The organism is Ferrimicrobium sp. (genome assembly GCF_027364955.1).
Classification (GTDB): Bacteria; Actinomycetota; Acidimicrobiia; order Acidimicrobiales; family Acidimicrobiaceae; genus Ferrimicrobium.
Genome location: NZ_DAHXOI010000006.1, coordinates 131,151 through 153,835 on the forward strand (window position 1 = coordinate 131,151; position 22,685 = coordinate 153,835).

Consider the following 22,685-nt stretch of genomic DNA (forward strand, 5'->3'; position numbering starts at 1 on the left):
TGTCGGCGTGCGTGTTGCGGTACTTGTCTCTGGTGTAGGTTCGATCATGGAGGCGATCCTCCAGCGGGGGGTTACGCCAGCACTCGTGCTCGCTGACCGCTCCTGTCGTGGCCTTGGGGTGGCTGAATCGGCTGGGGTAGAGGCGCTGTTGCTGGACAGGAAGGACTTTGTTGGCGACGATGGTGGGTTTGCCCGCGAGCACTATAGCGATGCACTGGAAGCCTCGTTGAGTGGGTCTGGCATCGACCTGGTCGTGCTGGCGGGATTTGGAACGATTCTTAGTGGAGCAGTCCTTGAACAATTCGAAGGTGCAATTCTGAACACCCATCCATCGTTGTTGCCGAGTTTCCCGGGTTGGCACGCGGTCGAGCAGGCACTGGCGACTGGCGTAAAGGTGACGGGCACGACAGTGCATCTGGTGGTGCCAGAGGTAGATGCGGGACCGATCCTCGCCCAAGAGCCCGTGCGCATCCAGCCAGAGGACGACCTTGCCTCGCTCCATGATCGCATTAAGTCAGTAGAACGATGGTTGTACCCCTCGGTGGTGGTGGCCGCGCAACGCTGGGCGCTTCCAAGGACCGCGTGGTGGCTCCAGCATGGTTTTCGTAACGAACTCGAACAGGAGGTGCAGCGATGCAAGCCTTAATCTCACTCTATGACAAGACCGGCATTGAGGAGCTGGCTCCAGCGCTGCTGGAGGCTGGTTACTCGATCATTGCGAGTGGAGGTACTGCCGAAGCGCTGAGACAGCTCGGCATCGAACACACCAAGGTTGAAGATCTCACCGGTTTCCCTTCGCTCTTCGGCGGGCGTGTCAAGACCCTGCACCCCGCCATTCATGGGCCGATCCTGGCGGATCGTTCTAAGACTCAGCACCTCGACGAGCTGCAGACGCAGGGATGGTCGCCCATTGACCTTGTGGTCGTCAACCTCTACCCCTTCGACTCAGATCCAAGTGTCGAACTCATCGATATTGGAGGCCCCGCACTTGTGAGGGCCGGAGCAAAGAATTTCGCATCCGTGACGGTTATTGTTGATCCCGATGACTATGGCTGGCTGCTCGATCGCTTGGCGACAGGGACGACCCTTGATGATCGCCGGAGACTCGCGGCAAAGGCGTTCTCCTATGTCGCAACCTATGACGCTCGAGTCGCCAACTGGCTCGAGGATGATACCTCGACCTTGCCAGTACACAAGGTGCTTCATCTGCGACGAGCAAGGGAGCTCCGTTATGGCGAGAACCCACATCAACCAGGAGCGTTCTATGTGGAAGAAGGTGATCAGACCGGTTGGGCAAACGCCGAATGGTTGGGGACCGAAGCCCCTTCGTACCTCAACATCTTCGATGCAGATGGAGCCCAACGTTTGCTCGACCGTCTCGGTGCTGAGCCTGCCTGTGTGATCGTTAAACACGGAGGTCCTTGTGGCGTGGCGCGTCGTGCGACTATTGTTGATGCCTACATCGAGGCTTTTAAGGGTGATCCTCTGTCGGCATTTGGTGGAGTGGTCGCCATTAACCGTCCACTGACCAGGGAGCTCGCCCAGACGATGTTGGAGCGTCCAAAGTTTGATGTACTCGTCGCACCTGGCGTCCTCGATCATGCGGAAGAGGTGATCCTCGCCAAACGACGTCGAAGTCGCATCGCTCTCTTTCCGGGAGCACCCTCGGCACTGGGGATCCGGTCTGTGGCTGGGGGGTACTTGGTCCAGCCCGCTGACGAATTGGAATCAGTGGATGAGCTCAGGCTGGTCACGTCCAAGCAGGCGTCCTCCTCGGAGCTCGCGGATGCATGGTTGGCCATCGCCGTTGGACAAGCCGGTGCCTCGAACACGGTTGCCGTTGTGAAGGATCAGTCGGCAGTGGGAGTGGGCCAGGGTCAGCCATCCCGGGTCGACGCCAGCAAGATTGCCGTCACAAAGGCGGGCAGCAAAGCCCGTGGTGGGGCAGCCGCCTCCGATGCGTTTTTTCCCTTTCCTGACGGACTTGAGACGCTAATCGACGCGGGAGTGACGACGATCGTTGCCCCATCGGGTTCGGTCAAGGATGACGAGATCGCTGCGATCGCCGAGCGAGCAGGGATCGCTTTTTACTTTGCACCGCGTCGTCATTTTCGACACTAGGACGTCTGCATCAGTATCGTCGATAAGAGAATTGAAGACATTGTGAGCAAAGGAACACCGATGGCAGCAAGGATATTGGATGGTAATTGGGCCTCTGAGAAGGTAAAAGAAGGTCTCCGCGACCGTATTGGGGTGCTCGGGAGACACGGAGTAACCGTTGGCTTAGCCACTGTTCTTGTTGGTGACGATGCGCCGAGTGCGAGGTATGTCGCCATGAAGCACGCCGACTGTGAGGAACTCGGTATCACCTCCTACGATCACCGCCTGGATGCCGGTGCCACGATGGAGGAGCTGCTTGCAAAAATCGAGGAACTCAACAGGGATCATCGTGTCCATTCGTACCTTATCCAACTGCCACTCCCCTCGCATCTCGACCAGGAGGCGGTACTGGCGGCCGTTGCTCCAGCGAAGGATGTCGATGGCTTGCATCCGTTCAACCTCGGCCTTTTGGCCCTCGGTAAGCCCAGTGTGGTCGCCTGCACTCCTGCGGGTATCGTCGAACTCTTGCGACTTCACGGTCTTGACCTGACCGGTAAGCATGTGGTGATCGTGGGGAGGGGGATCACCATCGGGCGACCACTCGCCCTTCTCTTGACCCTGAACCGGCCCGGTCTCAATGCGGCGGTGACGGTGGTCCATTCACGAGTGGGCTCCCTGACGACCTACACGAAGCAGGCCGATGTCGTTATCGCAGCGGCTGGCTCTCCGGGTATCATCACCGCGGAGATGGTTCGCCCCGGAGCGGTGGTGGTGGGTGCGGGTACCACCTTCGAGGGACGTAAGCTGCTCTCAGATGTGGATGCGAAGGTTGGAGAGGTAGCAGGCTGGATAACGCCACGTCTTGGTGGAGTAGGGCCAATGACACGGGCGATGCTCCTCGCTAACGCGGTGGGTGCGGCAGAGGCAACACTTGGTCAAGGCTGAGCGTTTTGCGAGTCGTGGGAGTCTGATTCACTCGATCGAGGTATGGCCAGCGCGGAGTGAGACCCAGCGGGCTCGACTTCGGGAACTTCTCCTCGTCTTAAAGATGGTACGACCAGATTTTGTCACCGTCACTTATGGTGCCATGGGCTCATCCCGAGAGCGCACAATTGCACTGATCGAAGAACTTGTTGATGAGGGGTTTGCTGTCGTCGCCCACCTGGCTTGTCTTGGAAATACCCGAGATGAGCTGGTGGAGCTCATCCACCGGTACGTTGCTCTCGGTGCCTGTGGCATCCTTGCCTTACGCGGTGACCCACCGCTTGAGGGCGAAGCTGGGCCGCCCCAAGGTGAACTCCAGTACGCGAGTGAACTCGTTGAGCTGATCCGTCAGGAGAGTGACCTACCAGTCGCGGTAGCGTTGCATCCAGATGGCCATCCCGATGCCAACGATCTGTTGAGCGATCGCGTATTTGCAGCGCAAAAGCTGGCTCATGCCGACCTAGGGCTGACGCAGTTCTTCTTTGCGTATACCTCCTTCGCTCAACTTCGTGCCGCGATGCTTGAGCGGGGGGTGAGGACTCCGGTCGTGCCCGGTCTTATGGTCCCATCCTCACCAAAGCAGCTGCAGCGGATGGTAGAGATGGCGGGGATTGCATCCCCTGACGCGGCGGCCGCGGTACTTGGTGCCGGTGTCGACGACCTTGCAGTGTTTCAGTCACAGGCCCTCGAGACGGCGATCACGATCGCCCAAATGGCAATCGCCGACGGAGTCCGGGGCATTCACCTATTCTCGATGAACAACGCCCAGGTGACGCTCGAGTTTTTCAGCAGGTTGCGCGCCGTCGAATCGTCATGATGTTCTGTGAGAAATCGCTGATCGTCTTTCTGCTGACTCATCCAAACGGTATTTACGCAGTGTTTACCCAAAGTTCGCTTCTCGGTTACGCATTCGTCGTGTGGCGTCAACTGAGGGCGGGCACAATGGTATTAACTCCGGCTCGAATGCCGCGGGGGTTGGTTTAGACAGAAAGGTATGCGATGAGCGACGGTAATCAATCCATCTCCGATGCGTTGAACAATGCTCCTCTATCAAGGTTTCACACACGAGCAATTTTCGTCGCAGGCATGGGATTCTTCACGGATGCCTATGACCTCTTTATCATCGGCACCGCCACGACGCTCATTGCGAAGCAATGGGGTCTGAGCGCCTCTGAGACGGGGCTGATCAACTCGATCACCCTGTTGTCGGCGTTCTTTGGTGCGATCATCTTCGGGCGACTCTCCGACAAGCTAGGTCGCAAGAAGGTCTATGGCCTAGAGGCTGGCCTTATGGTCGTTGGCGCCGTACTCTCTGCCTTCTCACCAAGTTTTATCTGGCTCCTGATCTTCCGATTTATTCTCGGAATCGGTGTTGGCGGTGACTATCCGATGTCGGCAGTATTGATGAGCGAGTACTCGAATACGAAATCGCGAGGCAAGTTGGTTGGCTTGGTGTTCGCCATGCAGGCGCTTGGAACCGTGGCCGGTTACGTAGTGGCACTTGCGTTGCTCTCGGCGAACGTGAATGCCGATATCGCATGGAGACTGATGCTCGGGTTAGGCGCAGTTCCGGCACTTGCTGTTGTCTACCTGCGACGCAAGATGCCCGAGTCCCCCCGCTATAGCTCGCGGGTGGTTGGAGATAACGCCACTGCGGCGAGGGATCTGGCCTCATTCTCAGGCGGAGAGCTCGTGGTGTCTCGGGCGAATGATAAGCCGGCGCGTATGAGCCTTGGGGCGTTCCTGTCGAATCGGCGTTACCTGCTCTACCTGTTGGGTACCGCTGGTTCCTGGTTTGTCTTCGACTATGCCTACTATGGGAACTCGGTTTCGGCTCCCTTGATTGTCAAGAGTGTCCTTGGCGGCACCGGGGCGCACGTACTCACCGAGGCGATTGCACTCCAGCTGATCGTCTTTAGCGTCGCAGCGGTACCGGGATACTATCTGGCGGCCATGTTCATGGATAGGATCGGGCATAAGCGACTGCAGCTTATCGGCTTCTTCTTCATGGGGCTCGCCTTCCTGGCGATCGGGGTTATTCCTAATATCACCACGCTCATTCTTCCGTTCCTCCTGCTCTTTGGTGTGAGTTACTTCTTCGCCGAGTTTGGACCAAACGAGACGACCTTTGTCCTGTCAGGCGAGGTCTACCCGACAAGCGTACGCTCTACTGGTCACGGTCTCTCAGCGGGTATCGCGAAGTTCGGCGCCTTCTTGGGTGTCTACCTCTTCCCGATTATCAAGAGCCACTTGGGAGTGTCGGGTGCGCTCGACTTCTCTTTCGGAATGGCGTTGGTCGGATTCTTGATCACGCTCGTGCTTCCAGAGCCAGCAAATCGGTCCATGGAGGATGTCTCTGGCGAGGATGACATCGCACGTCATGCTGAGCAAATCGTACGGGAGGCGGCCGATCGCCTCGCTCCACAGCAAGACTGAGTTCCGAGACGGTTTGTCTCACGACGGAGAGGACGGGTGTCATATGACACCCGTCCTCCATTTTTGGTCGAAGTTACTGACAAGATCACATCACTTTGGTTGCCATGCTTGGGGCAGGTGGGAGGTGACCGTCGATGAGCTCTTAGGAGCGGTGATCTGCGAGCGGACCTTTGACCGAATCGATTGCCTCAATCGTCCTCGTGATCATCGTGGCGAAGTGTGCAAGTTCTGAGGTATCCCAATCCTGGTAGATACGGTGCATGAAGTCGGTTGAGTCATGGCGTGCCTGATCGAGAACTTTCTGGCCCTGGGGGCTAATGGATAGGAGGGTCGAACGTCGATCATTTGGGTCCGTGGCTTTTTCAACGAGCTTGGCAGCCTCGAGGAGCGAGGTCTGACGACTGGCGTTAGGCAGGTCAAGTTTGAGTGACTCTGCAAGACTGGTTAATCGAGACCCCGGGTGGTCGGCAAGGGCTGCCAGTATGGTGAGCGCAGTGAGGTCAAGACCCTGATAGAGGTCGTGAGCCAACTGTGACGAGTGCCGACGGCTCCAACGAATCATCGAACGCAGACCCTCCTCAATCTCCTCAAGGTAAGCGTCGCGATCTGGCCTATCGCTCTGGTTCATCTCAATGCTCCTGTTGCCGTGGATACATCGATCATGCTACAGGTGTTGTGGGAACCTAGTAATGTTGCCATTGTGAGGTTATGTTTCGCAGAGAGGTGACGATATAACCGCTATGTATCCGAAACAGGAACAGTGTCAGACGACCACAGAGCGCGCCGCTTTCTGGGAGGTCCTGGAGCGGACAGCGGCGCTTGCAGAACCGAAGCAGGAAGTCAAGCTTCCAGAGTTGGTCGACCTCGTTCCCGATGTGTCCCCTTCTGGTCCCGGTGATACGCGAGTGGTCGAGAGCGACTCGCAGCTTCCTCGGGAAGTCTATGAACATATTCGCGGCTTACTTGGGGATGTCGAGGCTACCGAAGTACCGGTGTCGGTTCATGGGGTCGAAGGTGTTATCGAGAAGGATCTGGCCATCAACGAGGCGACCGCGGCCGAGGATGGCGGAGTTACCAACTCCTCGACCGTCGAGAGCGAGCTGGAGCAGGGTCAGGTCCAACAGGACCCTCTCCAACAGCAGTCAGTCCAACAGCTCCAGGTCCAACGAGCACAGGCTGAGCAACGCGAGCATCATGTCGCTACGGTGACCGGCCCGACGCATGTTGAGCCAGGTCCTACGGGTTCATCGTTGGAGGCAGTGGAACCCGTTGCTACCCAACCAATCTCTGGAGGTCTAGGTCCAATGTATGAGTTCGGCGCCCATGCCGCGGTGATACCGGGGACCGAGGAGTTCATGAGCTCATTGGCGCGCAAGAACAGAGCCTTTGAGCATACAGGCGAGATCGATACTGATCTGGATCGAGCGGCGGACAAACTTGGCTGGAACAGGACTGACGACGATGTCGTCGCAAAGCGAAAGATCTTTAAGAAGAAAAAGCGGTTCTAGACCGAAACGGTAGCAGGAACGCGGCGTTCCACTAACATCGCACTCTACGCCTCATGCCCTACTCTTCATCGATGTCCCAGGTGACGTAGATCCCTTCGCGTTCTGCGTCGCGCATCACACGCTCGCGATTCCGTCGAAACTGCGGATCGTGGGGGGGTAACATCATGAGTCGAGCGCTGACCCGTTGGGTGAACTCGTCGACGACCGTGCGATCACCGGAGAGCCAGCGCACCTCCCAATGTGGTGCAACCGGTCCCAGGTAGGCAATTCTGATCCTGGCGCGAATTTCAACTGGCTGTTCCGTCTCACTCATCTCTAGCAGCCTACCCTGTCGTTGCCCCCATGCACGGCGTTGCAGCTTAGCACGAGGTGTCATCCAAAAGGATGACGCAGTCAAGCGCTGGCTGGCAAATGTTACTCTGCGGTAATATTGTTGTTGTCAATGGATTACTCAAAGGGGGAGGGAACCTTGGCAACTGACGAAGCTGATGAGATCGTGTGGGTGAGCGAGCCGTGGATGGCGGCTGGAGCCTGCAGGGGGTTGGACCCTGCGATCTTTTTCCCGTCCGATGGCTCAGGAGTGATTGGTGCACGCAAGATCTGCGTGACGTGTGCGGTGATCGACGATTGCTTGGCATATGCCCTGAAGTATCGCATTGAGCATGGAGTGTGGGGAGGTTCATCGGAACGCGAGCGTAAGCGGTTGCAGCGTTCGCAGCTTATCCATCGGTAACGCGTCGTCAGAAGGGCTCGCTGTTCGTGGATAGGCGTGGCTTCGAAGGGTCCTCCAATGGTGGGGGCTGTTTGCCGTAGCTGTATCGTGGCCTGAGCCCGTTCAGCATCAGACGGCTAACATCGTTTAGGTGCTCGAATGTGTCGTAAATGTGTCCCAAGGTCGTGACCAGGGCGTCATCGACGAACTTGCGTCGAGTGGTGGCCGGTCGTTGCTTGACGTACACTCAGACGCGGACTATGACCGATCGGTGCTCACGTTGGCAGGACCGGATCTCCTCATTGATGTGGCTCGCCTCGCCCGTCGTACACTCGAACTCATCGATTTTCGTGGCTACCGCGGGGTCCATCCAGCGCTCGGAGCCCTGGACGTAGTACCCTTTGTGCCCCTCGGCGACATGACCCGCGAGATCGCTTTGCATCATCGCGATCAATTTGGGGCGTGGTTGGCGGAGGAGTTTGGCCTGCCGGTCTTCATCTACGGTGATGAGGCCTCGCTTCCCGAGGTTCGCAAGGGTGCCTTCACGACGGTATCGCCGACCTATGGTAACCGCTGGCCGGAACCGATCATGGGGGCGACGTGTGTGGGGGCTCGGGATCTTCTTGTGGCCCTGAACGTCAATCTAGATTGTTCCTTCGAACGCGCCCGCTACGTAGCGCGCACCCTGCGATCCACGAACCTTCGGACACTCGCACTGCTCGCTGGCGATCGGGTGCAAGTCTCGATGAACCTGATCGATCCGCTTGTCGTTACCCCTCTGATGGCGGTAGCCAAGGTGGCAGCGATGGAGCCGGTACGCTCCGTGGAGCTAGTCGGTCTCCTCCCTGAGGTCGTGGTGTTGGGTCACGAGCCTGCATACGAGGCGCTTGGAATCGAACCAACGGCGACGATCGAGAATCGGCTACGTCGACAGATTGCGCATCCCGGACCAAAGTAGTTCGGTGGTCTGCGCTGCCCGTTTTGTAGCAAGACGAGCGCGGAAGCGCTCGCTCTCATGGTGATCGATATCGAGCAGGTAGGAGCGTGCAGCCCCCTGCGCCAATCCGATGAGTGCAAACGAGACGAACGCACGGTAGGTGTCATCTTCGACGCCACTGACCCTGCTGGCAACCAGTTCGGCGATGGTCAGTTGTATCTCATCGATCACGCGTTGAAACTCAACATCTTGTTGACCTCGACCGTCGAAGATGAGAAGGTAGGCCAGTCGATGGTGCTGTACGAATTGGAAAAACGCATCAACGCCAGCCCGCAAGCGCTCGTGTGGTGGTTCTACGGTCGCGGTCGCGGTCGCAATCGCGGAGGTGAGCCGGTCACCGACCTCTCTCAGGAGCTCAAGGTAGAGGCTCCGCTTTGAGTGGAAGTGGCGGTAGATGATCGGTTTTGTCACCGACGCACCGGCGGCGATCTCGTCCATGGAGGCGGCATCGAAACCGTGAATGGCAAACTGCTCGATGGCCGCCGTGATGATGACCTCGCGGCGATCGGCTGCCGAGAGCCTTGCTGTACGAGTTGACGATGGCATGACAGATTTGGTCTCCGAAGAAGGTAGAGGGCTAGCATCTACGATATATGGATTCTGATCAAGTCATCGTAGAACGGCGTGAATCAGTCGTTCAATTGGTTATCAATCGGCCGGAACGTCGAAACGCACTTGACTGGAGTACGTTAACGCTGTTGCACTCCTCTATTGAGGAGCTCGCTGCCGACAAGGGGGTTCGAGCGATCATACTCACGGGTCAAGGTGATCGAGCATTCTCGAGTGGTGTTGATCTTGCCGGTATGGGCGAGGGCACCTCGCAGCGAGTGTTGCATGATTCGCGGGCCAAAGTGGCGGCGGTGATCCAGGCGATGTGGGCAGCACCGCAACCCATCATCGCAAAGGTGCGTGGTTATGCGCTCGCCGGAGGCTTTGGTTTGGCGATGGCTGCCGATGTGGTAATCGCATCGGAGTCGGCAGTCTTTGGCACCCCAGAGGCCGAGGTAGGTCTTTGGCCGTTCCAGATCACCGTCCCCCTGCTGCGCTTTGCGCCACCCCGCATTGCTCTGGAGCTGATGTTAACGGCACGCCGGATGGACGCTGCTGAGGCTTTGGCCCATGGGCTGATCAACCGAGTGGTACCCGAGGAGCAGTTAGATGCGACGGTTGAGGCGTTTGCCGCCGATCTTGCCGGACTCTCGAGTGCAGCGACCGGCTTTGGGAAGCGCTCCTTCTATCAGGTATCTGGCTCGATGGACCATGAACATTTTGACTACCTTGCAACATTGCTCACCCTTGTCAACCAGTTCGACGATGCCAAGGAGGGACTGCTTGCTCGTCGCGAGCACAGACAACCTCGGTTTCTCGGCCACTAGGCTACGATCTCATGGCTCAACCCGTCGCGCTCATCACCGGTATTACTGGCCAAGACGGCTCGTATCTGGCGGAGTTGTTGCTCGACAAAGGTTACAGCGTGGTTGGCATGCACCGTCGCTCGAGCACCCTCAATTTTGAACGTATTCACCATATTCAGGATCGGCTCATCCTTGAACCCGGGGATCTGTTGGATGAGGTGTCCCTGATGCGAGTGCTTCGGACGTATCGACCCTCAGAGGTTTACAACCTTGCCGCGCAATCCTTTGTGCAGACCTCCTTTGGTCAGCCGGTGCTCACCGGGGAGACGACCGCGCTGGGGGTCACACGCCTCCTCGACGCGATTCGGATGGTCGACCCGCAGATCCGTTTTTATCAGGCATCGACCTCCGAGATGTTCGGCAAAGCCCAACAGGTGCCTCAGTCGGAGTCCACGCCATTCTACCCCCGCTCTCCCTATGGCGTCGCAAAGGTATATGGTCATTGGATCACGATCAATTATCGCGAAAGTTACGGAATGCATGCCTCATCGGGCATTCTTTTCAATCATGAGTCCCCTCGGCGAGGGTTTGAGTTCGTCACGCGGAAGGTAACCCATGCGGTCGCACGGATTGCCCTCGGTCTCGCCACGAGCGTCACGCTCGGCAATCTTGAGGCGCAGCGTGATTGGGGCTTCGCTGGTGATTACGTAAGGGCCATGTGGCTGATGCTGCAGCAGGACACGCCCTCCGATTACGTGATCGCCACCGGCGAGACACACACGGTACGAGAGCTTTGTGAGTGCGCCTTCTCGGTCGTGGACCTTGATTGGGAGAAGTACGTCGAGATCGATCAGCGCTTCATGCGCCCCGCAGAGGTTGATTTGCTCATCGGTGACGCTGCAAAGGCGCATACGCAACTCTCCTGGCGTCCGATAGTCAGTTTTGAGGATCTGATTACATCGATGGTCAAGGCTGATTTGGCGTTGCTTGGCGCCCCATGAGGTGAGCGTGTGACGGATTCGTCGACGGGTCGTTTAGTTGCTCGCCTCCGAGAGGTGACCGTGTTGCTTGATAGGTTCCCCGCTCTTGTCCGTTGTGACTTCGACGCCTATGAGGGCGAGGTGGTCTTTGTACAGGGGCCGAATGGATCGGGCAAGACGACGTTGTTGCGCTTACTCGGCGGGTTGGTCGAGGCGATGAGTGGTACCGTTTTCGTTTTTGGCCGTGATCCCAAGACGGAGGCGCGTGCCATTCGGCGCGAAGTGAGCTACCTCGCTCATGCGTACCAGATGTATGAAGAGCTCTCCGGACGCGAAAATCTGGAGTTCTTTGCGATCGCTGCGGGTTGCGATCTCGAGGGTGCAATGGAGTGGGCATACCGTCTTGGACTCATCGCGCGGGATCTCAATGCGCGATTCCGGGTACTCTCGGCTGGCCAACGCAAGAAGATCTCCGCCGCGATCGCCCTATCGCGCCGCACTGAACTCCTTCTCATCGACGAGCCGCATGCGCTTCTCGATCAGGCCACCAAGGCGACTCTTGACCAGGGGTTGACCGCGTTGGCGAAGGAGGGAAAGACGATCATTGTTGCCTCGCACGAGCTCGACCGCATCTCTCGTTTGGCCACACGAACGTATCGGATGTCTAACGGTGCAGCCACGCTTATTGCAGGTGCCTGATGTGGCGAACGGCATATGCGATGGCGAAGAAGGACCTTCGATTGGAGTGGCGAGCACGCGTGTTGCTCAATCAAGTCCTGCCGTTCGTCTTTGTCGTGATCGTCCTTTTCGCCTTCGGCTTTGACGCTAAGGTCGAGATTCTTACCCAGGTGACACCCGGCCTGTTCTGGGTCACGACTTTTTTTGCGTTGGAGTTGGCGGTGACGCGTGCCATGGGGATCGAGGGCGAGAATCAGGCACAAGTGGGCCTGGTGATGATGGGTGTCAATCCGCGGGGAATCTTCCTCGGTAAAGTCGCTGCTATTGTCCTCGAGATTTTGCTGCTCGAAGTCGTCTTGAGCGCCGGTATCGCAGTGTTGTTCAATGCTCCGCTCCACGAGGTGGCATTGCTCGCTGGTAGTGCCTTTCTCGCCGACATCGGCGTCGCAACGGTGGGGATTGTATTGGCGGGTGTGACTGAGGGGCTTGGCGGGAGTCTGCTGCCGTTGCTGCTCTTCCCGGTGGTCTCGCCGGTGTTGTTATCTGCGACCAAGGTGTGGCAGTATGGGTTAGACCAGTCGCCAGCCAAGGCGCTTCCTTGGAGTGAGCTGTTAATCGGGTTTTCACTTATTTATCTGGTTCTTGGCATTATGGTCTATGGTGTCGTTTTGGAGGGTTGATGAGTACGAATGCAAAGTTGAAGCGGGGCATTGGTATTGTCGCGCTGGTCATGATCGCATTAACGTTTTGGCTGGGGTTGTATGTCACTCCGCCAGCAGAGGTGATGGGCAATCTGGTCAGGATGCTCTACATCCATCCTCCGATGGCATGGATTGCCTACCTCGCCTACGGGATCACGACGGCGGCGAGCTTGCTGTACCTTTGGAAGCGAACACGTCGGCGGGAGTGGGATCTGATCGCCGCCGCCTCCGCTGAGGCGGGTGTCTTCTTCACGGGTTTGACCATACTCACCGGATCCATCTGGGGACGTCCAGCGTGGGGTGTTTGGTGGACCTGGGATGCGCTGTTGACCTCCACAGCCGTTCTGTTCCTGTTGTACCTCGGTTATCTAGCGCTCAGACAGGTCCCCATGTCCGAGACGAAGCGGGGAGTGCGCTCGGCTATTGCAGCGCTTGTGGCCTTTATCGACGTACCGATCGTGCATGAGTCGGTCTACTGGTGGAAGACACTTCATCAGACCCCCTCGGTCTTGAACCCGAGTATGAATGTTGAGGTGCATGGTTCCATGGCGTGGACGCTGTTGCTCGGCTTTCTCGCCTTCACGCTTGCCTACGTGTGGATGGTTTGGACGCGTTTTGAGACAGCGAAGCGTCAAGCGCAACTCGCTGACCTTGAGGTGGAACAGGCTATTCGTGAGCGCCTTGCCGTCGAAGAGGTGAGGATATGAACCCCTATGTCGAGGCTGGTTACACCGCGGTCACCTGTTCGCTTGGCGGTTATGCGCTTTACCTGGGCCTTAGGTCACGTCAGGTAAAACTTCGCTTAGCACAGCTCAAAGCCAGTGAGTTGCACGCGAGTACGCCGATGGAGGACGTTGAATGACCTTAGCGGATGAGGACTTTTCCCAGTGGAAGACGGTTGATGGTCCAGGACGATCCCGAGCCAAGCTGATACGATCCTTGGTGGTGTTGGCCGTGATTTTGGTGGCGTTGGGTTTTGTACTCTTCAAGGGTGCCACGAACTCTCTTGAGTACTTTCTTACGGTACAGCAGGCGAATGCTGCGCGGGCCAAACTTGGCGATCAAAGTTTTCGCATGGAGGGTGTCGTGGTGCCAGGCTCAGTCGATCCAACTCCTGCCGGGGTGGATTTTACGATTCGCTACAATCACGCCGAGGACCGCGTGACGGAGATCGGTAATCCACCAGAGCTCTTTCAGCCCAGTATCCCGGTGGTGATCCAGGGTCATTTCCAAGGGAACGTCTTCGTCTCAAGCCTGATCGAGGTCAAGCACAGCTCGAACTACGTGGCGGAACACCCGACTCGCATCAAGGACGCAGGGGGGACGCAGGGCTGATGTTTGATGCAGCACTCGGGTCCGCCGGACTCGTCCTCGCCTTCCTTTTTGGTCTGATCGGAACGCTCGCGTCCTTCTATGGCGCTTACCGACGAAACGACCGACTGATGTCGGGTTCTCGGACACTATTGCTGATTGGTTTTTTCGGAACAATCGTCTCCACAATCGCCATGGAGCAGGCACTCATCACCCATGACTTCTCGCTCGCCTATGTGGTCGCGAACAACTCGAAGGAGACGCCGCTGCTGTTCTCGATCACTGGTATGTGGTCGGCGTTGCAAGGATCCCTGTTGTTGTGGGCGATCGTGCAAGGGCTCTACATCGCGCTCCTTACCTTCGCGATGCGGCATGAAACCGATCGGCGGACCGGCTCTGTTGCCCTCGGTATCCTCGGGGTGATCTTCACCTATTTCTCAGGGGTCCTGTTATTTGCGGCGAGTCCTTTCTTGACGACCGTTGGAGCGATTCCCGCTGATGGACGCGGACCGAACCCGCTGCTCCAGGACTATCCGCTTGTCGCGATCCATCCTCCGATGCTCTACATGGGCTTCGTTGGCATGAGTGTCCCCTTCGCGCTGTTGTCGGCAGCGCTCATCACTGGCCGTCTCAACAACGATTGGATCCTTCGAGTTCGTAACTGGTCGCTCATCACCTGGGTCTTCTTGACAATCGGGATCGTCTTGGGGGCATGGTGGTCGTATCAGGTGCTCGGTTGGGGGGGGTATTGGGCTTGGGATCCAGTCGAGAACTCGGCGCTGTTGCCGTGGCTGTGTGGTCTCGCCTTCATCCACTCCGTCCTCATCGATCGGCGACGTAAACGGATGGGTATTGCGAGCTATGCGTTGGTGGCGGCCGCTTTTGCCCTCACCATCCTCGGCACCTACTTCACCAGATCCGGGGTGCTCCAATCGGTTCATGCGTTTTCGGACTCGAGTCTTGGCACGGTGCTCATCCTCTTCTTTGTGGTGATTGTGGTCTTTGAGATTGGGCTTTCGATCTTTGCGGCTGACCGACTGATGGGCCAGCCACGGTTTCCACTGCTTTCGCGACCCGGTTCGCTCCTGATCAACAACGCTATCTTTGGACTGTTGACGCTGATTATTTTGGCTGGCACGGTTTACCCACTCTTTGCTCATTATTTTCAGCATCAGACGGTCGACGTGGGTGCACCCTTTTTTAATGCTTTCGTGATACCCCTTTGCCTCGCGTTGCTTGCGGTGATGGCGATTGGTCCGTGGCTCAATTGGCGCAAGACCCCACCAGAGTTGGTAGGACAGCGTCTCTTCCTGCCCGGCGTGGCTGCTGTCGTTGTCCTCGCCATCTCTGCCTTCGCTGGTGTGACCGCCCTCGCGACACTCGGAGCCTATGCTTTGGCTACCTTTGTGATCGTGTCGTCGGTGGTGATTATCTATGGGAATCTTTCCCGTGCGTCGGGTCGGCGAATTTCCGCGATCGTATCGCGTTCCTCGGCGGGCATGTTGTCGCATATCGGGTTAGCGATCATCGCTATCGGCATGGCGTCTGCGACGACCTTTGGCCACCAGGGTTCCGTGAAGATGGTCCCGGGTCAGACCGTCCATGTCTACGGTCAGACGCTGACCTATGAGGGTGTTGAGACGGTCGTTACTCCCGCCAAGACCTCCTTCGAGGCCAATGTGATCGTCAACGGTGGGAAAACCTACCATCCAGCGATTACGCAGTTTGGAACCTACGCCAGTGCGGTAGGGACACCGGCGGTGAATGTCGGACTCACACGAGATGTCTACCTCACCATCGATGCAGCGCCCACCACCGACAAGGGTGCGATCACCTTGGGAATCGTCGTCCAGCCGTTGATCTTCTGGCTCTGGGCCGGCGCTGGGGTGATGGTGCTCGGTGGCTTACTCAGCGTTGTTGGCATTCGGGAGCAGAATCGGAGACGCCAGGAGGCAACGTCATCCGCTGACGACCACCCGGTCGGGGTCACGGTGTGAGGAGTGTGTCAGGTGCTATCCGCCAACGACCTGTTTTGGCGACCGTCGGCGTACTGATCCTCGCCATTGTCGCCTACTTTGCGGTGATCGCGGCGCAGACCAAACCAGCTGTCGATCAAGTATCTCCGTCCCCGTTGCTCTACCGACAGGCGCCAGCGCTGAGTGGAGAGTCGCTGTACTCAACGAAGACCCTGTCGCTCAGTCAGTTCCGCGGGCACTTTGTGCTTGTCAACTACTTCGCAAGCTGGTGTTCGAGCTGCGCTACTGAGGAGAGTCAGATCGCTGCACTCGCTCATACATCGACCGTACAGGTGCTTGGTGTCGATTATGACGATAGCCCCGGGCCTGCCCGACATTTTCTCTCTCTGTACCACGCCCACTTCCCGGTGTTGCAGGATCCCTCTGGGACGAACTCGCTACGGTGGGGTGTCTCCGCCCCCCCAGAGAGCTTCTTGGTGGCGCCCAACGGTGTGGTGTTGGCCAAGGTCGTTGGGCCTACGACGGTGCGGATCATTGATGCACTCGTCACGTTAGCGAAGGAGAAGGGATACTGATGATCACACGTCCCCATCGCTCCCGGCAGATTCTTCTGGTCTGGGTCACGCTCATCATCGTTGCGATGGTCTCCATCGGTTACGCGGTGGTCAACACCCCCTCCACCACTGCGCAGGGACGCATTGTGACGCTCGAGAAGGAGGTCCGCTGTCCCTCCTGTGGCAACCTGGCCGTCTATAACTCAAAGAGCGCCTCGTCGTATTCGATAGCGGACTATATCCAACACGAAGTCCACGCCGGTGCCTCGAATCAGGAGATTGTCGATTCGCTCGTCGCGAGCTATGGCGACACGATCCTGATGGCTCCACCCACCAATGGTGTAGGTCTGTTCTTGTGGCTGTTGCCGATTGTTGTCGGTTTGGTCCTGGCCTACGAGGTGTATCGCAGCCTCTCATCGCGATCGAGAAGAGCGGAACATCGAACACGAGCGTTAGCGATTGCTACCGCAACGGGCACGGTATCGTCGGAGGCTCACACGGCTCCGACGGAGCCGATGAGCGATGCGGTGACCACTCGTGAGACAGCGGCTACGAATGCAGCGGCCATGGACACTGCAGTAGGAGAGGACACTCCACCAGCCAAGTCCCTGCCAGCGGAGGGGGCGATGGCGGCGGAGGCCACGGCGACCTCTGTGCCGGTGGCGACGGACAAGCCATTCTTCTCCCGTCGGCTCGCCCAAATTGGGGCAGCGCTGATCCTGGTGGGGGTCGGTGCCCTTGGAACGTTGTTGCTGACGCGATCGAACTCCACATCGGCACCGAGTCTCACCCAAGAACTCGCATCTGGGGAGACGCTGGCAGGCCTGGGAGCCGTCAAGCAGGCCCGTGCGGAGTTCGATCATGTACTCGCCACCTATCCCTCCGATCCGACCGCACTGGCCTATGTGGGATGGATCGACTTCAACCTGGCCAAAACCAAGAGCACCAAAGCGGAGGCGATCAGCGTGCTTGCTCACGCGGCAACGCTTGGTGCCTACGATGCCAGTGCACAGCTCTATTATGGTTTGGCGTTGTACTACGGGGAGGACAAGCCGCGTGCTGCGGTGGATCATCTCAACCGTTTTCTAGCGACACACCCGAGCAAATCACTGGTTGTGCAGGCCTATCGCCTCGCTAAACCCGCCTACCTCGCAGCGCATCGGAAGATTCCCAATACCTTTTAGGTTGAACTCTCTAGATCTTGATGAGGAGTGGTACGCTTGAGTTTTTTTGATCGCAATCGGAAAGAGCTGGAACGACGGGGAATCGCACCGGATCGTCTCCCGCCCGGACAGTACATGACCGACCGATTTCCGGTGTTGCACGCTGGAGAGGTTCCTCAGTACTCGGATTTGAGCCAATGGTCCTTGCGTGTCTTCGGATTGGTTGAGCATCCAGTCGAGCTTAGCTACGATCAGCTGGTCGACCTTGGAGTAGAGGAACGCACGACGGATATCCACTGTGTGACCAAATGGTCGAAGTTTGACACCGTTTGGCGCGGCATCCCGATCACCAAGATCATCGATCTGGTGCAACCTCAGTCATCCGTCACCCACCTCATCGCCCATGCGGAATATGGTTTTACTACCAATGTCCCGTACCAGGATGTGTTAGACGACCCCATCTGCATGTTGGCGCTTGCCTTCGACGGTGAGCCGCTCGAGCCCGAGCACGGGTATCCGGTCCGATTTCTGTTGCCTCATCTGTACTTCTGGAAGTCGGCGAAGTGGCTCCGCGGTCTTGAGTTCCGGGATGCTGATGCCCCTGGATTCTGGGAGCGAAATGGCTACCATAACTATGGCGATCCATGGCAGGAGCAGCGCTACTGGGGGAGTTAGCCGGGCGGTGTCCGCTCCGGACGCGGTTGAATACTGACAATGGTCTCCGTTGTCGGGTAGATGCGCACTTCGCAGCCTCTCATGCCCCCTCGGACGGGCTCTGCGCGAGCGAGGTCTCCATCGATGGCGAGGCTCTCGAGCAACCCCTCGATGATGCCGCTCTCGGTGACGCAGAGGACAGGATGGTCGGCGACCAGGCTGCCGAAGGGGCAGGATCTATTTTTGAGCCCGAGTGAGTCGTCGCGGGAGTCTTCGCTTGAGGAGAACCCATTTCTGGTGAGCGCATCGGCGACCAACTTCAGACTTGCGGCGATGCTCTTGGTGGCGGCCTGACCATTCATCTGTAGGCCGATCTCATGACCGTAATCGAAGCCTACTTCGTAGGCGAGCCGTTCGACACTTTGGTTATCCAGCATCTCCAGTGCACGCGCGAGTAGTCTTCCAAGGAGCGCGGCCTGCTCCCCGATGCCGTCAACCAGCAGCGGAGCTCCAGTGCTTCGGTAGCGTTTCGAGGGCCTCCCGACTTGCGGTGTCGCATCGCGGTCAACCCCCGCCTCGACGTAGCCGCTTGCGGCGAGTCGGTCAAGGTGATGTCGAGCAACGTTAGGGTGGAGTTGGAATTGGCGACCGATCTCCTGGGCAGTCACCGACCCGTGCTCGCGTACGTAGAGGTAGATTTCGCGTCGAGTGGGGTCCCCAAGCGCCTGGGAGAGGGCCTGTACCGCGCCCGTAAAGGAGCTCGAGAGCGGGTCCTTGGCCTCTCGGTGACCGCGATCCGGCTTGTCATCGCGCAGCGGTCGTCCCGTTGTCGGTCCGGTCCGATCTGCGTTTGCCAGTGGACGTGTGGATGATGGTGTTTGTTTCGTCGACTGTGTTGTCGTTTCCATGGACGCCTTCCCCTCCACCAAGACGGTAGCGGTATTGTTCCACTAGTTTAGTCATGAGAGGTTCAGTGCGAGGTGCTGGGGTACAAGGTAGGAGAGAATGATGGCCAAGGATATCCAGGAACAAGTCCTAGAGCGTTTGGGATCGCTCATCGATGATGAGCTGGGGGCGAGTTTCCAAGAGCTCGGTCTCGTGGGGCCAGTGAGTTCGCGGCTCCGACGGGTCAGTGCACAACTTTACTATGTGGGTGGAGCTCCTGAAATCGCCGAACGGCTACAGGCGGAGGCCGACGCTGCGGTTGCCGAACTCGGTTCCGTCTCGGTGGAACTGCTACCGTTGGATCCTTCCGGCCAGGCACAGCTCCGTGAACGGCTCATGACGCCGATGATGCTTGAGGCACGAACTACTCGGACGCCCGTCTTTTCGTTGCCTGGTTCGACGGCGCGCGTCATCGGCGTTTCGTCGGGGAAGGGTGGCGTTGGGAAATCCTCAGTGACGGCGAATATGGCGGCTGAACTCGCACGAAGAGGGCGTCGCGTTGGCATCTTGGACGCTGATGTCTATGGTTTTTCGATTCCAAAGCTCCTTGGGCTCACCAGCATGCCTCGGGTGATCGATGATCTCATTTTGCCACCAAAGGCCTTTGGGGTGAAGGTGATGTCGTTGGGGTTCTTTGTCGAGGAGGATACGCCTGTCATCTGGCGCGGCCCGATGCTTCATAAGACGATTGAGCAGTTTCTTGTCGACGTACTCTGGGGGGAGCTTGATTACCTGTTGGTCGACATGCCGCCCGGGACCGGTGATGTCGCCCTCAGTCTCCAGCAGTTTCTTCCGAGGTCCGAGATCTTTGTGGTCACCACCCCGCAGTCGGCGGCGGTTCGTGTCGCGCAGCGGTCAGCGCTGGCTGCCAAAAAGCTCAAGCTGCCGGTACGCGGCGTCATCGAGAACATGTCGGCGTTTGTGACACCAGAGGGTGAGCGCTATGCGATCTTTGGTTCTGGCGGCGGTGCGCGACTTGCTGGAGACCTCGGGGTGGAGCTGCTCGGAGAGGTGCCTTTGACGATGGCACTTCGCGAGGGCGGGGATCAAGGGATTCCAGCGGTGATTGGGGCGGCTTCTGACCTTGCGAGCGAAAGTTTGCGCGAACTCGTTGATAGGCTAGAGAGTCTAGGTCCAGTGAGACGGTATCGAAGTGATCTCAAGGTCCAAGCGAAGTAGGAGGTACTAGTGGAGATTCGTATTGGGCTCGGTGATGCCATGCGTGAGATTGAATTAGAGATGGACGATGGAACCGACCAGGCCAAGGTGATCGAGGAGTTCGCGAAGGCGCAATCGGGGAGCGAGTCACTCTGGTGGTTGACGGACCGTAAAGGTAAGAAGGTCGGGGTACCGGTCAACAAGATCCTCTTTATCGAAGTTGGTCCAAACAAGGAACAGCGCAAGGTTGGCTTTAGCGCCTAGCGCATGATTGAGGAGTTGCTTCATAAGAGATTGATCTTCGTGACCGGCAAGGGTGGTGTTGGTAAGAGCACCATCGCGGCCGCGCTTGGGTCCTTAGGCGCACGCCGAGGCCTGAGGGTGTTGATCGTTGAGGTGGATGGCAAGGGCGACGTTGGATCGATGTTGGGCCTGACCGAGACCTCGTTCACGCCACAGCGCGCCGCAGAGAATCTTTGGGTCATGGAGATGGATACCGAAGCAGCCCTGGCAGAGTATCTACGTATCTACGTCAAGGTGCCCTTCATCTCAAAGTTTCCTGGACTCGGCAAGATCTTTGACTTCGTCTCCACGGCGGCTCCTGGGGTGCGCGAGATTCTGGTGATTGGGAAACTCTGCTACGAGGTGCGACAGGATACCTACGATCTGATCGTCGTCGATCCTCCTGCCAGCGGACACGTTATCTCACAGCTCGGAGTGGCCGGTGACGTTGGTCAGCTGATCCAGCTTGGACTCGTGAAGAATCAGACCGAGTGGATGCTGGAGATTTTGGCTGACTCAGAACGGTCGGTGGCGCTGCTGGTGGCAACACCGGAGGAGACCCCGATCGAAGAGGCACTCGATCTCGCTGGACGGTTGCGAGCTGAGACGCCGGTGCATCTCGAAGGCGCCGTCGTCAATCGGCGATTTGTCGGTCCGATGGCTGGCGTTGAAACTGAGGTAGTCGAGGAGATCCGCACGTTTGGCGACTCGATCGCTGGCCTGAATGAGGTGCTCGCCGCCTCTGACCTTTTTGCGAGGATCAGCGATCGGCATGATCGTAACCTCCGAGGTTTTGTCGATCAATTGGGGCCCTCGTTACGGGTGGCAACCGTAGGGGAATACTTTGGCACCCTCGAGGCACGCGACCTTGTCGACGAAGTTGCAGAGGTGCTTGAGGTGGAGCTATGGTAACAAGGCTTCTAGAGAGCTTGATGACCAGGGAGCGGGTTTTTGTCGTTGGGAGCGGCGGCGTTGGCAAGACGACGCTCGCGGCGTCGCTAGCGATCACCGCGGCGCTTGAGCAAGAGCTCAATGTCTTGGTCGTGACCGTCGACCCAGCGAAGCGGCTGGCGGGCACCCTCGGGGTGGCAGCCCTTGCCAATGCGCCTCGTGAGGTTGAACTCCCGGGACTCGCTCCCAAAGGAAGGTTGTGGGCGGCCTCAGTCGATATGAAAAGCGCTTGGGATGATCTTGTGCACCAGTTCTCCCCAGACCGCGCGACGTCAGAGAGGATCCTAGCGAGTCCCATCTATCACAACCTTTCGGCGAAGTTCATCGGCTCGTATGACTATGCCGCCGTGCAGGTCCTCGCGGCGCTCACGGCGGATGATCGCTATGATCTGGTCATCGTCGACACTCCTCCGTCGCGCAACGCCCTTGATTTCTTGGACGCACCGGCGCGACTCCGTGAGTTTTTCTCCTCTCCGTTGCTTGCGCTCTTGACCCTTCCGAGACGAACGCGCCTTTTTTCTGCTGCCACCCGTCCCTTCTATATCGTTGCCGACATGGTGCTTGGTTCGGCCTTCTTGACGGATCTGACGGATTTTTTCGCGGACTTTGCCAAACTCGGCCCTGGGTTGGTGGAACAGAGTAGGTCGTTTTCGGAGCTACTCACGTCGCCGGCAACCGGGTTTATTGCGATTGCATCTCCTTACGGCCCTTCTGTCGATGAGGCACATCGCCTCCTGCGGGCACTCGAAACGCGTCATTTGCATGCGCTTGCCTTCATCGTGAATCGCTCTCTGCCTGGACGGCTCTTTACCCCGGAAGCAGAGCAGGCGCGCGCGTGGCTCGAGCAGGAGGCACCTGATGTCCTGGCGACTCGTTTTGTGGGGAAACCGGTGGTGGCCGGCGCCATTCTGCGTGCGACCTCCGAATTGGCCTTCACGCACCAGCAACTCACTAATGCCCGCGCTCGTGAGCTTGTTGATGCCCTCCAAGATGTGGGTATCGATCTTTTTGAAGTTCCTATCTCTGAACTGGCGTTGGACTCGCCCATTGCGTTGGCGGAACTGGTCCGTTCGACGACGGTGGATGAGTCAGCGGGTGGTTGAAGGACTCCTCTTGAAGCGGACCATCGCCTCCGTTGTCGGATCATGAGCGGTGGGTTGTGTGTGCTAAAGGCACGCCTGCGCACGACCACTGGTTGGTAGGAGTCCCTTCGAAGAGATAGCATCTCAGTGGTTTCGAC

Annotated in this window: 27 protein-coding genes; 23 read left to right on the plus strand and 4 right to left on the minus strand. The window is 58.0% G+C overall.

Annotation, left to right across the window (positions count from 1 at the left end):
- The first annotated feature begins 7 nt into the window (after positions 1-7).
- The 5 genes from purN to M7Q83_RS06100 all read left to right on the plus strand — a co-directional run bounded on the left by purN (position 8) and on the right by M7Q83_RS06100 (position 5,520).
- Positions 8-646, plus strand: a complete 639-nt coding sequence (gene purN, locus M7Q83_RS06080) for a phosphoribosylglycinamide formyltransferase (RefSeq protein WP_298336412.1) — start codon at positions 8-10, stop codon at positions 644-646.
- Positions 634-2,121, plus strand: a complete 1,488-nt coding sequence (purH, locus tag M7Q83_RS06085; protein WP_298336414.1) for a bifunctional phosphoribosylaminoimidazolecarboxamide formyltransferase/IMP cyclohydrolase — start codon at positions 634-636, stop codon at positions 2,119-2,121. Before purN ends, purH begins: the two co-directional genes overlap by 13 nt.
- 60 nt (positions 2,122-2,181) lie before the next feature.
- The gene (locus M7Q83_RS06090; protein WP_298336416.1) at positions 2,182-3,045 is read left to right on the plus strand and encodes a tetrahydrofolate dehydrogenase/cyclohydrolase catalytic domain-containing protein; all 864 of its coding nucleotides are present in this window, start codon (positions 2,182-2,184) and stop codon (positions 3,043-3,045) included.
- Positions 3,014-3,901 carry a methylenetetrahydrofolate reductase gene (locus M7Q83_RS06095; RefSeq protein ID WP_298336418.1) on the plus strand — a complete coding sequence of 296 codons (888 nt, stop codon included), beginning with the start codon at positions 3,014-3,016 and terminating at the stop codon, positions 3,899-3,901. Before M7Q83_RS06090 ends, M7Q83_RS06095 begins: the two co-directional genes overlap by 32 nt.
- 182 nt (positions 3,902-4,083) lie before the next feature.
- Positions 4,084-5,520, plus strand: coding sequence for an MFS transporter (locus M7Q83_RS06100; RefSeq protein ID WP_298336420.1), 1,437 nt, complete (start codon positions 4,084-4,086; stop codon positions 5,518-5,520).
- Positions 5,521-5,662: 142 nt separating this feature from the next.
- Here the strand turns inward: M7Q83_RS06100 and M7Q83_RS06105 are convergent, their stop codons facing one another.
- Positions 5,663-6,148, minus strand: coding sequence for a MarR family transcriptional regulator (locus M7Q83_RS06105; protein WP_298336422.1), 486 nt, complete (start codon positions 6,146-6,148; stop codon positions 5,663-5,665).
- A 112-nt stretch (positions 6,149-6,260) separates the two neighbouring features.
- Between M7Q83_RS06105 and M7Q83_RS06110 the strand changes: the two genes are divergently transcribed.
- Positions 6,261-7,028 (plus strand): hypothetical protein, encoded by a 768-nt coding sequence (locus M7Q83_RS06110; protein WP_298336424.1) that lies wholly within the window; start codon positions 6,261-6,263, stop codon positions 7,026-7,028.
- A gap of 58 nt (positions 7,029-7,086) precedes the next feature.
- On the opposite strand, the gene M7Q83_RS06115 is transcribed toward M7Q83_RS06110, so the two are convergent.
- Positions 7,087-7,341 carry a hypothetical protein gene (locus tag M7Q83_RS06115; RefSeq protein ID WP_298336427.1) on the minus strand — a complete coding sequence of 85 codons (255 nt, stop codon included), beginning with the start codon at positions 7,339-7,341 and terminating at the stop codon, positions 7,087-7,089.
- A gap of 156 nt (positions 7,342-7,497) precedes the next feature.
- Between M7Q83_RS06115 and M7Q83_RS06120 the strand changes: the two genes are divergently transcribed.
- On the plus strand, positions 7,498-7,761 hold the full coding sequence (locus M7Q83_RS06120; protein ID WP_298336429.1) for a WhiB family transcriptional regulator: 264 nt from the start codon (positions 7,498-7,500) through the stop codon (positions 7,759-7,761).
- Positions 7,762-7,891: 130 nt separating this feature from the next.
- Entirely contained in the window at positions 7,892-8,698 is an 807-nt protein-coding gene (locus tag M7Q83_RS06125) for a hypothetical protein (protein ID WP_298336431.1), read from the plus strand.
- Here the strand turns inward: M7Q83_RS06125 and M7Q83_RS06130 are convergent.
- Positions 8,663-9,283 (minus strand): TetR/AcrR family transcriptional regulator, encoded by a 621-nt coding sequence (locus tag M7Q83_RS06130; protein WP_298336433.1) that lies wholly within the window; start codon positions 9,281-9,283, stop codon positions 8,663-8,665. The genes M7Q83_RS06125 and M7Q83_RS06130 overlap by 36 nt on opposite strands.
- A gap of 47 nt (positions 9,284-9,330) precedes the next feature.
- On the opposite strand from M7Q83_RS06130, the gene M7Q83_RS06135 reads away from it, so the two are divergent.
- From M7Q83_RS06135 to M7Q83_RS06185, 11 genes are read left to right on the plus strand one after another with little or no spacing between them, the layout of a single operon-like run.
- Entirely contained in the window at positions 9,331-10,113 is a 783-nt protein-coding gene (locus tag M7Q83_RS06135; RefSeq protein ID WP_298336435.1) for an enoyl-CoA hydratase/isomerase family protein, read from the plus strand.
- 11 nt (positions 10,114-10,124) lie between these two features.
- On the plus strand, positions 10,125-11,093 hold the full coding sequence (gene gmd / locus M7Q83_RS06140) for a GDP-mannose 4,6-dehydratase (protein WP_298336437.1): 969 nt from the start codon (positions 10,125-10,127) through the stop codon (positions 11,091-11,093).
- A 9-nt stretch (positions 11,094-11,102) separates the two neighbouring features.
- Complete coding sequence (locus M7Q83_RS06145; RefSeq protein ID WP_298336439.1) at positions 11,103-11,771, plus strand: ATP-binding cassette domain-containing protein; 669 nt, start codon at positions 11,103-11,105, stop codon at positions 11,769-11,771.
- Positions 11,771-12,430, plus strand: a complete 660-nt coding sequence (locus M7Q83_RS06150) for a heme exporter protein CcmB (protein ID WP_298336441.1) — start codon at positions 11,771-11,773, stop codon at positions 12,428-12,430. The genes M7Q83_RS06145 and M7Q83_RS06150 overlap by 1 nt, the downstream gene beginning before the upstream one ends.
- Entirely contained in the window at positions 12,430-13,158 is a 729-nt protein-coding gene (gene ccsA / locus M7Q83_RS06155) for a cytochrome c biogenesis protein CcsA (RefSeq protein ID WP_298336443.1), read from the plus strand. Before M7Q83_RS06150 ends, ccsA begins: the two co-directional genes overlap by 1 nt.
- Positions 13,155-13,313 carry a hypothetical protein gene (locus M7Q83_RS06160; protein ID WP_298336445.1) on the plus strand — a complete coding sequence of 53 codons (159 nt, stop codon included), beginning with the start codon at positions 13,155-13,157 and terminating at the stop codon, positions 13,311-13,313. The genes ccsA and M7Q83_RS06160 overlap by 4 nt, the downstream gene beginning before the upstream one ends.
- Positions 13,310-13,786: a cytochrome c maturation protein CcmE gene (locus M7Q83_RS06165; RefSeq protein ID WP_298336447.1), complete on the plus strand. Its 477-nt coding sequence runs from the start codon at positions 13,310-13,312 to the stop codon at positions 13,784-13,786. Before M7Q83_RS06160 ends, M7Q83_RS06165 begins: the two co-directional genes overlap by 4 nt.
- Complete coding sequence (locus M7Q83_RS06170; RefSeq protein WP_298336449.1) at positions 13,786-15,759, plus strand: heme lyase CcmF/NrfE family subunit; 1,974 nt, start codon at positions 13,786-13,788, stop codon at positions 15,757-15,759. The genes M7Q83_RS06165 and M7Q83_RS06170 overlap by 1 nt, the downstream gene beginning before the upstream one ends.
- Positions 15,756-16,313, plus strand: coding sequence for a redoxin domain-containing protein (locus M7Q83_RS06175; protein ID WP_298336451.1), 558 nt, complete (start codon positions 15,756-15,758; stop codon positions 16,311-16,313). The genes M7Q83_RS06170 and M7Q83_RS06175 overlap by 4 nt, the downstream gene beginning before the upstream one ends.
- Positions 16,313-17,476 carry a cytochrome c-type biogenesis protein CcmH gene (locus M7Q83_RS06180; protein ID WP_298336453.1) on the plus strand — a complete coding sequence of 388 codons (1,164 nt, stop codon included), beginning with the start codon at positions 16,313-16,315 and terminating at the stop codon, positions 17,474-17,476. The genes M7Q83_RS06175 and M7Q83_RS06180 overlap by 1 nt, the downstream gene beginning before the upstream one ends.
- A 36-nt stretch (positions 17,477-17,512) precedes the next feature.
- Entirely contained in the window at positions 17,513-18,130 is a 618-nt protein-coding gene (locus M7Q83_RS06185) for a sulfite oxidase-like oxidoreductase (RefSeq protein WP_298336455.1), read from the plus strand.
- Here M7Q83_RS06185 and M7Q83_RS06190 read toward each other — a convergent pair.
- Positions 18,127-19,017 carry a helix-turn-helix domain-containing protein gene (locus tag M7Q83_RS06190; RefSeq protein WP_298336457.1) on the minus strand — a complete coding sequence of 297 codons (891 nt, stop codon included), beginning with the start codon at positions 19,015-19,017 and terminating at the stop codon, positions 18,127-18,129. The genes M7Q83_RS06185 and M7Q83_RS06190 overlap by 4 nt on opposite strands.
- A 100-nt stretch (positions 19,018-19,117) precedes the next feature.
- On the opposite strand from M7Q83_RS06190, the gene M7Q83_RS06195 reads away from it, so the two are divergent.
- From M7Q83_RS06195 to M7Q83_RS06210, 4 genes are read left to right on the plus strand one after another with little or no spacing between them, the layout of a single operon-like run.
- Positions 19,118-20,233, plus strand: a complete 1,116-nt coding sequence (locus M7Q83_RS06195; RefSeq protein WP_298336459.1) for an Mrp/NBP35 family ATP-binding protein — start codon at positions 19,118-19,120, stop codon at positions 20,231-20,233.
- A 9-nt stretch (positions 20,234-20,242) separates the two neighbouring features.
- Positions 20,243-20,476 carry a DUF3107 domain-containing protein gene (locus tag M7Q83_RS06200; protein WP_298336461.1) on the plus strand — a complete coding sequence of 78 codons (234 nt, stop codon included), beginning with the start codon at positions 20,243-20,245 and terminating at the stop codon, positions 20,474-20,476.
- Positions 20,477-20,479: 3 nt separating this feature from the next.
- The gene (locus M7Q83_RS06205) at positions 20,480-21,406 is read left to right on the plus strand and encodes an ArsA family ATPase (RefSeq protein WP_298336463.1); all 927 of its coding nucleotides are present in this window, start codon (positions 20,480-20,482) and stop codon (positions 21,404-21,406) included.
- Positions 21,400-22,548, plus strand: coding sequence for an ArsA-related P-loop ATPase (locus tag M7Q83_RS06210; RefSeq protein ID WP_298336465.1), 1,149 nt, complete (start codon positions 21,400-21,402; stop codon positions 22,546-22,548). Before M7Q83_RS06205 ends, M7Q83_RS06210 begins: the two co-directional genes overlap by 7 nt.
- The last annotated feature ends 137 nt before the right edge of the window (positions 22,549-22,685 follow it).

Coding starts and splice junctions, on each gene's coding strand:
- M7Q83_RS06195 (WP_298336459.1), top strand. CDS start 19,118: ATGGCCAAGGATATCCAGGAACAAGTCCTAGAGCGTTTGGGATCGCTC.
- M7Q83_RS06210 (WP_298336465.1), top strand. CDS start 21,400: ATGGTAACAAGGCTTCTAGAGAGCTTGATGACCAGGGAGCGGGTTTTT.
- M7Q83_RS06090 (WP_298336416.1), top strand. CDS start 2,182: ATGGCAGCAAGGATATTGGATGGTAATTGGGCCTCTGAGAAGGTAAAA.
- M7Q83_RS06180 (WP_298336453.1), top strand. CDS start 16,313: ATGATCACACGTCCCCATCGCTCCCGGCAGATTCTTCTGGTCTGGGTC.
- M7Q83_RS06150 (WP_298336441.1), top strand. CDS start 11,771: ATGTGGCGAACGGCATATGCGATGGCGAAGAAGGACCTTCGATTGGAG.
- M7Q83_RS06165 (WP_298336447.1), top strand. CDS start 13,310: ATGACCTTAGCGGATGAGGACTTTTCCCAGTGGAAGACGGTTGATGGT.
- M7Q83_RS06105 (WP_298336422.1), bottom strand. CDS start 6,148: ATGAACCAGAGCGATAGGCCAGATCGCGACGCTTACCTTGAGGAGATT.
- gmd (WP_298336437.1), top strand. CDS start 10,125: ATGGCTCAACCCGTCGCGCTCATCACCGGTATTACTGGCCAAGACGGC.
- M7Q83_RS06170 (WP_298336449.1), top strand. CDS start 13,786: ATGTTTGATGCAGCACTCGGGTCCGCCGGACTCGTCCTCGCCTTCCTT.
- M7Q83_RS06160 (WP_298336445.1), top strand. CDS start 13,155: ATGAACCCCTATGTCGAGGCTGGTTACACCGCGGTCACCTGTTCGCTT.
- M7Q83_RS06135 (WP_298336435.1), top strand. CDS start 9,331: ATGGATTCTGATCAAGTCATCGTAGAACGGCGTGAATCAGTCGTTCAA.
- purH (WP_298336414.1), top strand. CDS start 634: ATGCAAGCCTTAATCTCACTCTATGACAAGACCGGCATTGAGGAGCTG.
- M7Q83_RS06190 (WP_298336457.1), bottom strand. CDS start 19,017: ATGGAAACGACAACACAGTCGACGAAACAAACACCATCATCCACACGT.
- M7Q83_RS06130 (WP_298336433.1), bottom strand. CDS start 9,283: ATGCCATCGTCAACTCGTACAGCAAGGCTCTCGGCAGCCGATCGCCGC.
- M7Q83_RS06205 (WP_298336463.1), top strand. CDS start 20,480: ATGATTGAGGAGTTGCTTCATAAGAGATTGATCTTCGTGACCGGCAAG.
- M7Q83_RS06115 (WP_298336427.1), bottom strand. CDS start 7,341: ATGAGTGAGACGGAACAGCCAGTTGAAATTCGCGCCAGGATCAGAATT.
- ccsA (WP_298336443.1), top strand. CDS start 12,430: ATGAGTACGAATGCAAAGTTGAAGCGGGGCATTGGTATTGTCGCGCTG.
- M7Q83_RS06110 (WP_298336424.1), top strand. CDS start 6,261: ATGTATCCGAAACAGGAACAGTGTCAGACGACCACAGAGCGCGCCGCT.
- M7Q83_RS06100 (WP_298336420.1), top strand. CDS start 4,084: ATGAGCGACGGTAATCAATCCATCTCCGATGCGTTGAACAATGCTCCT.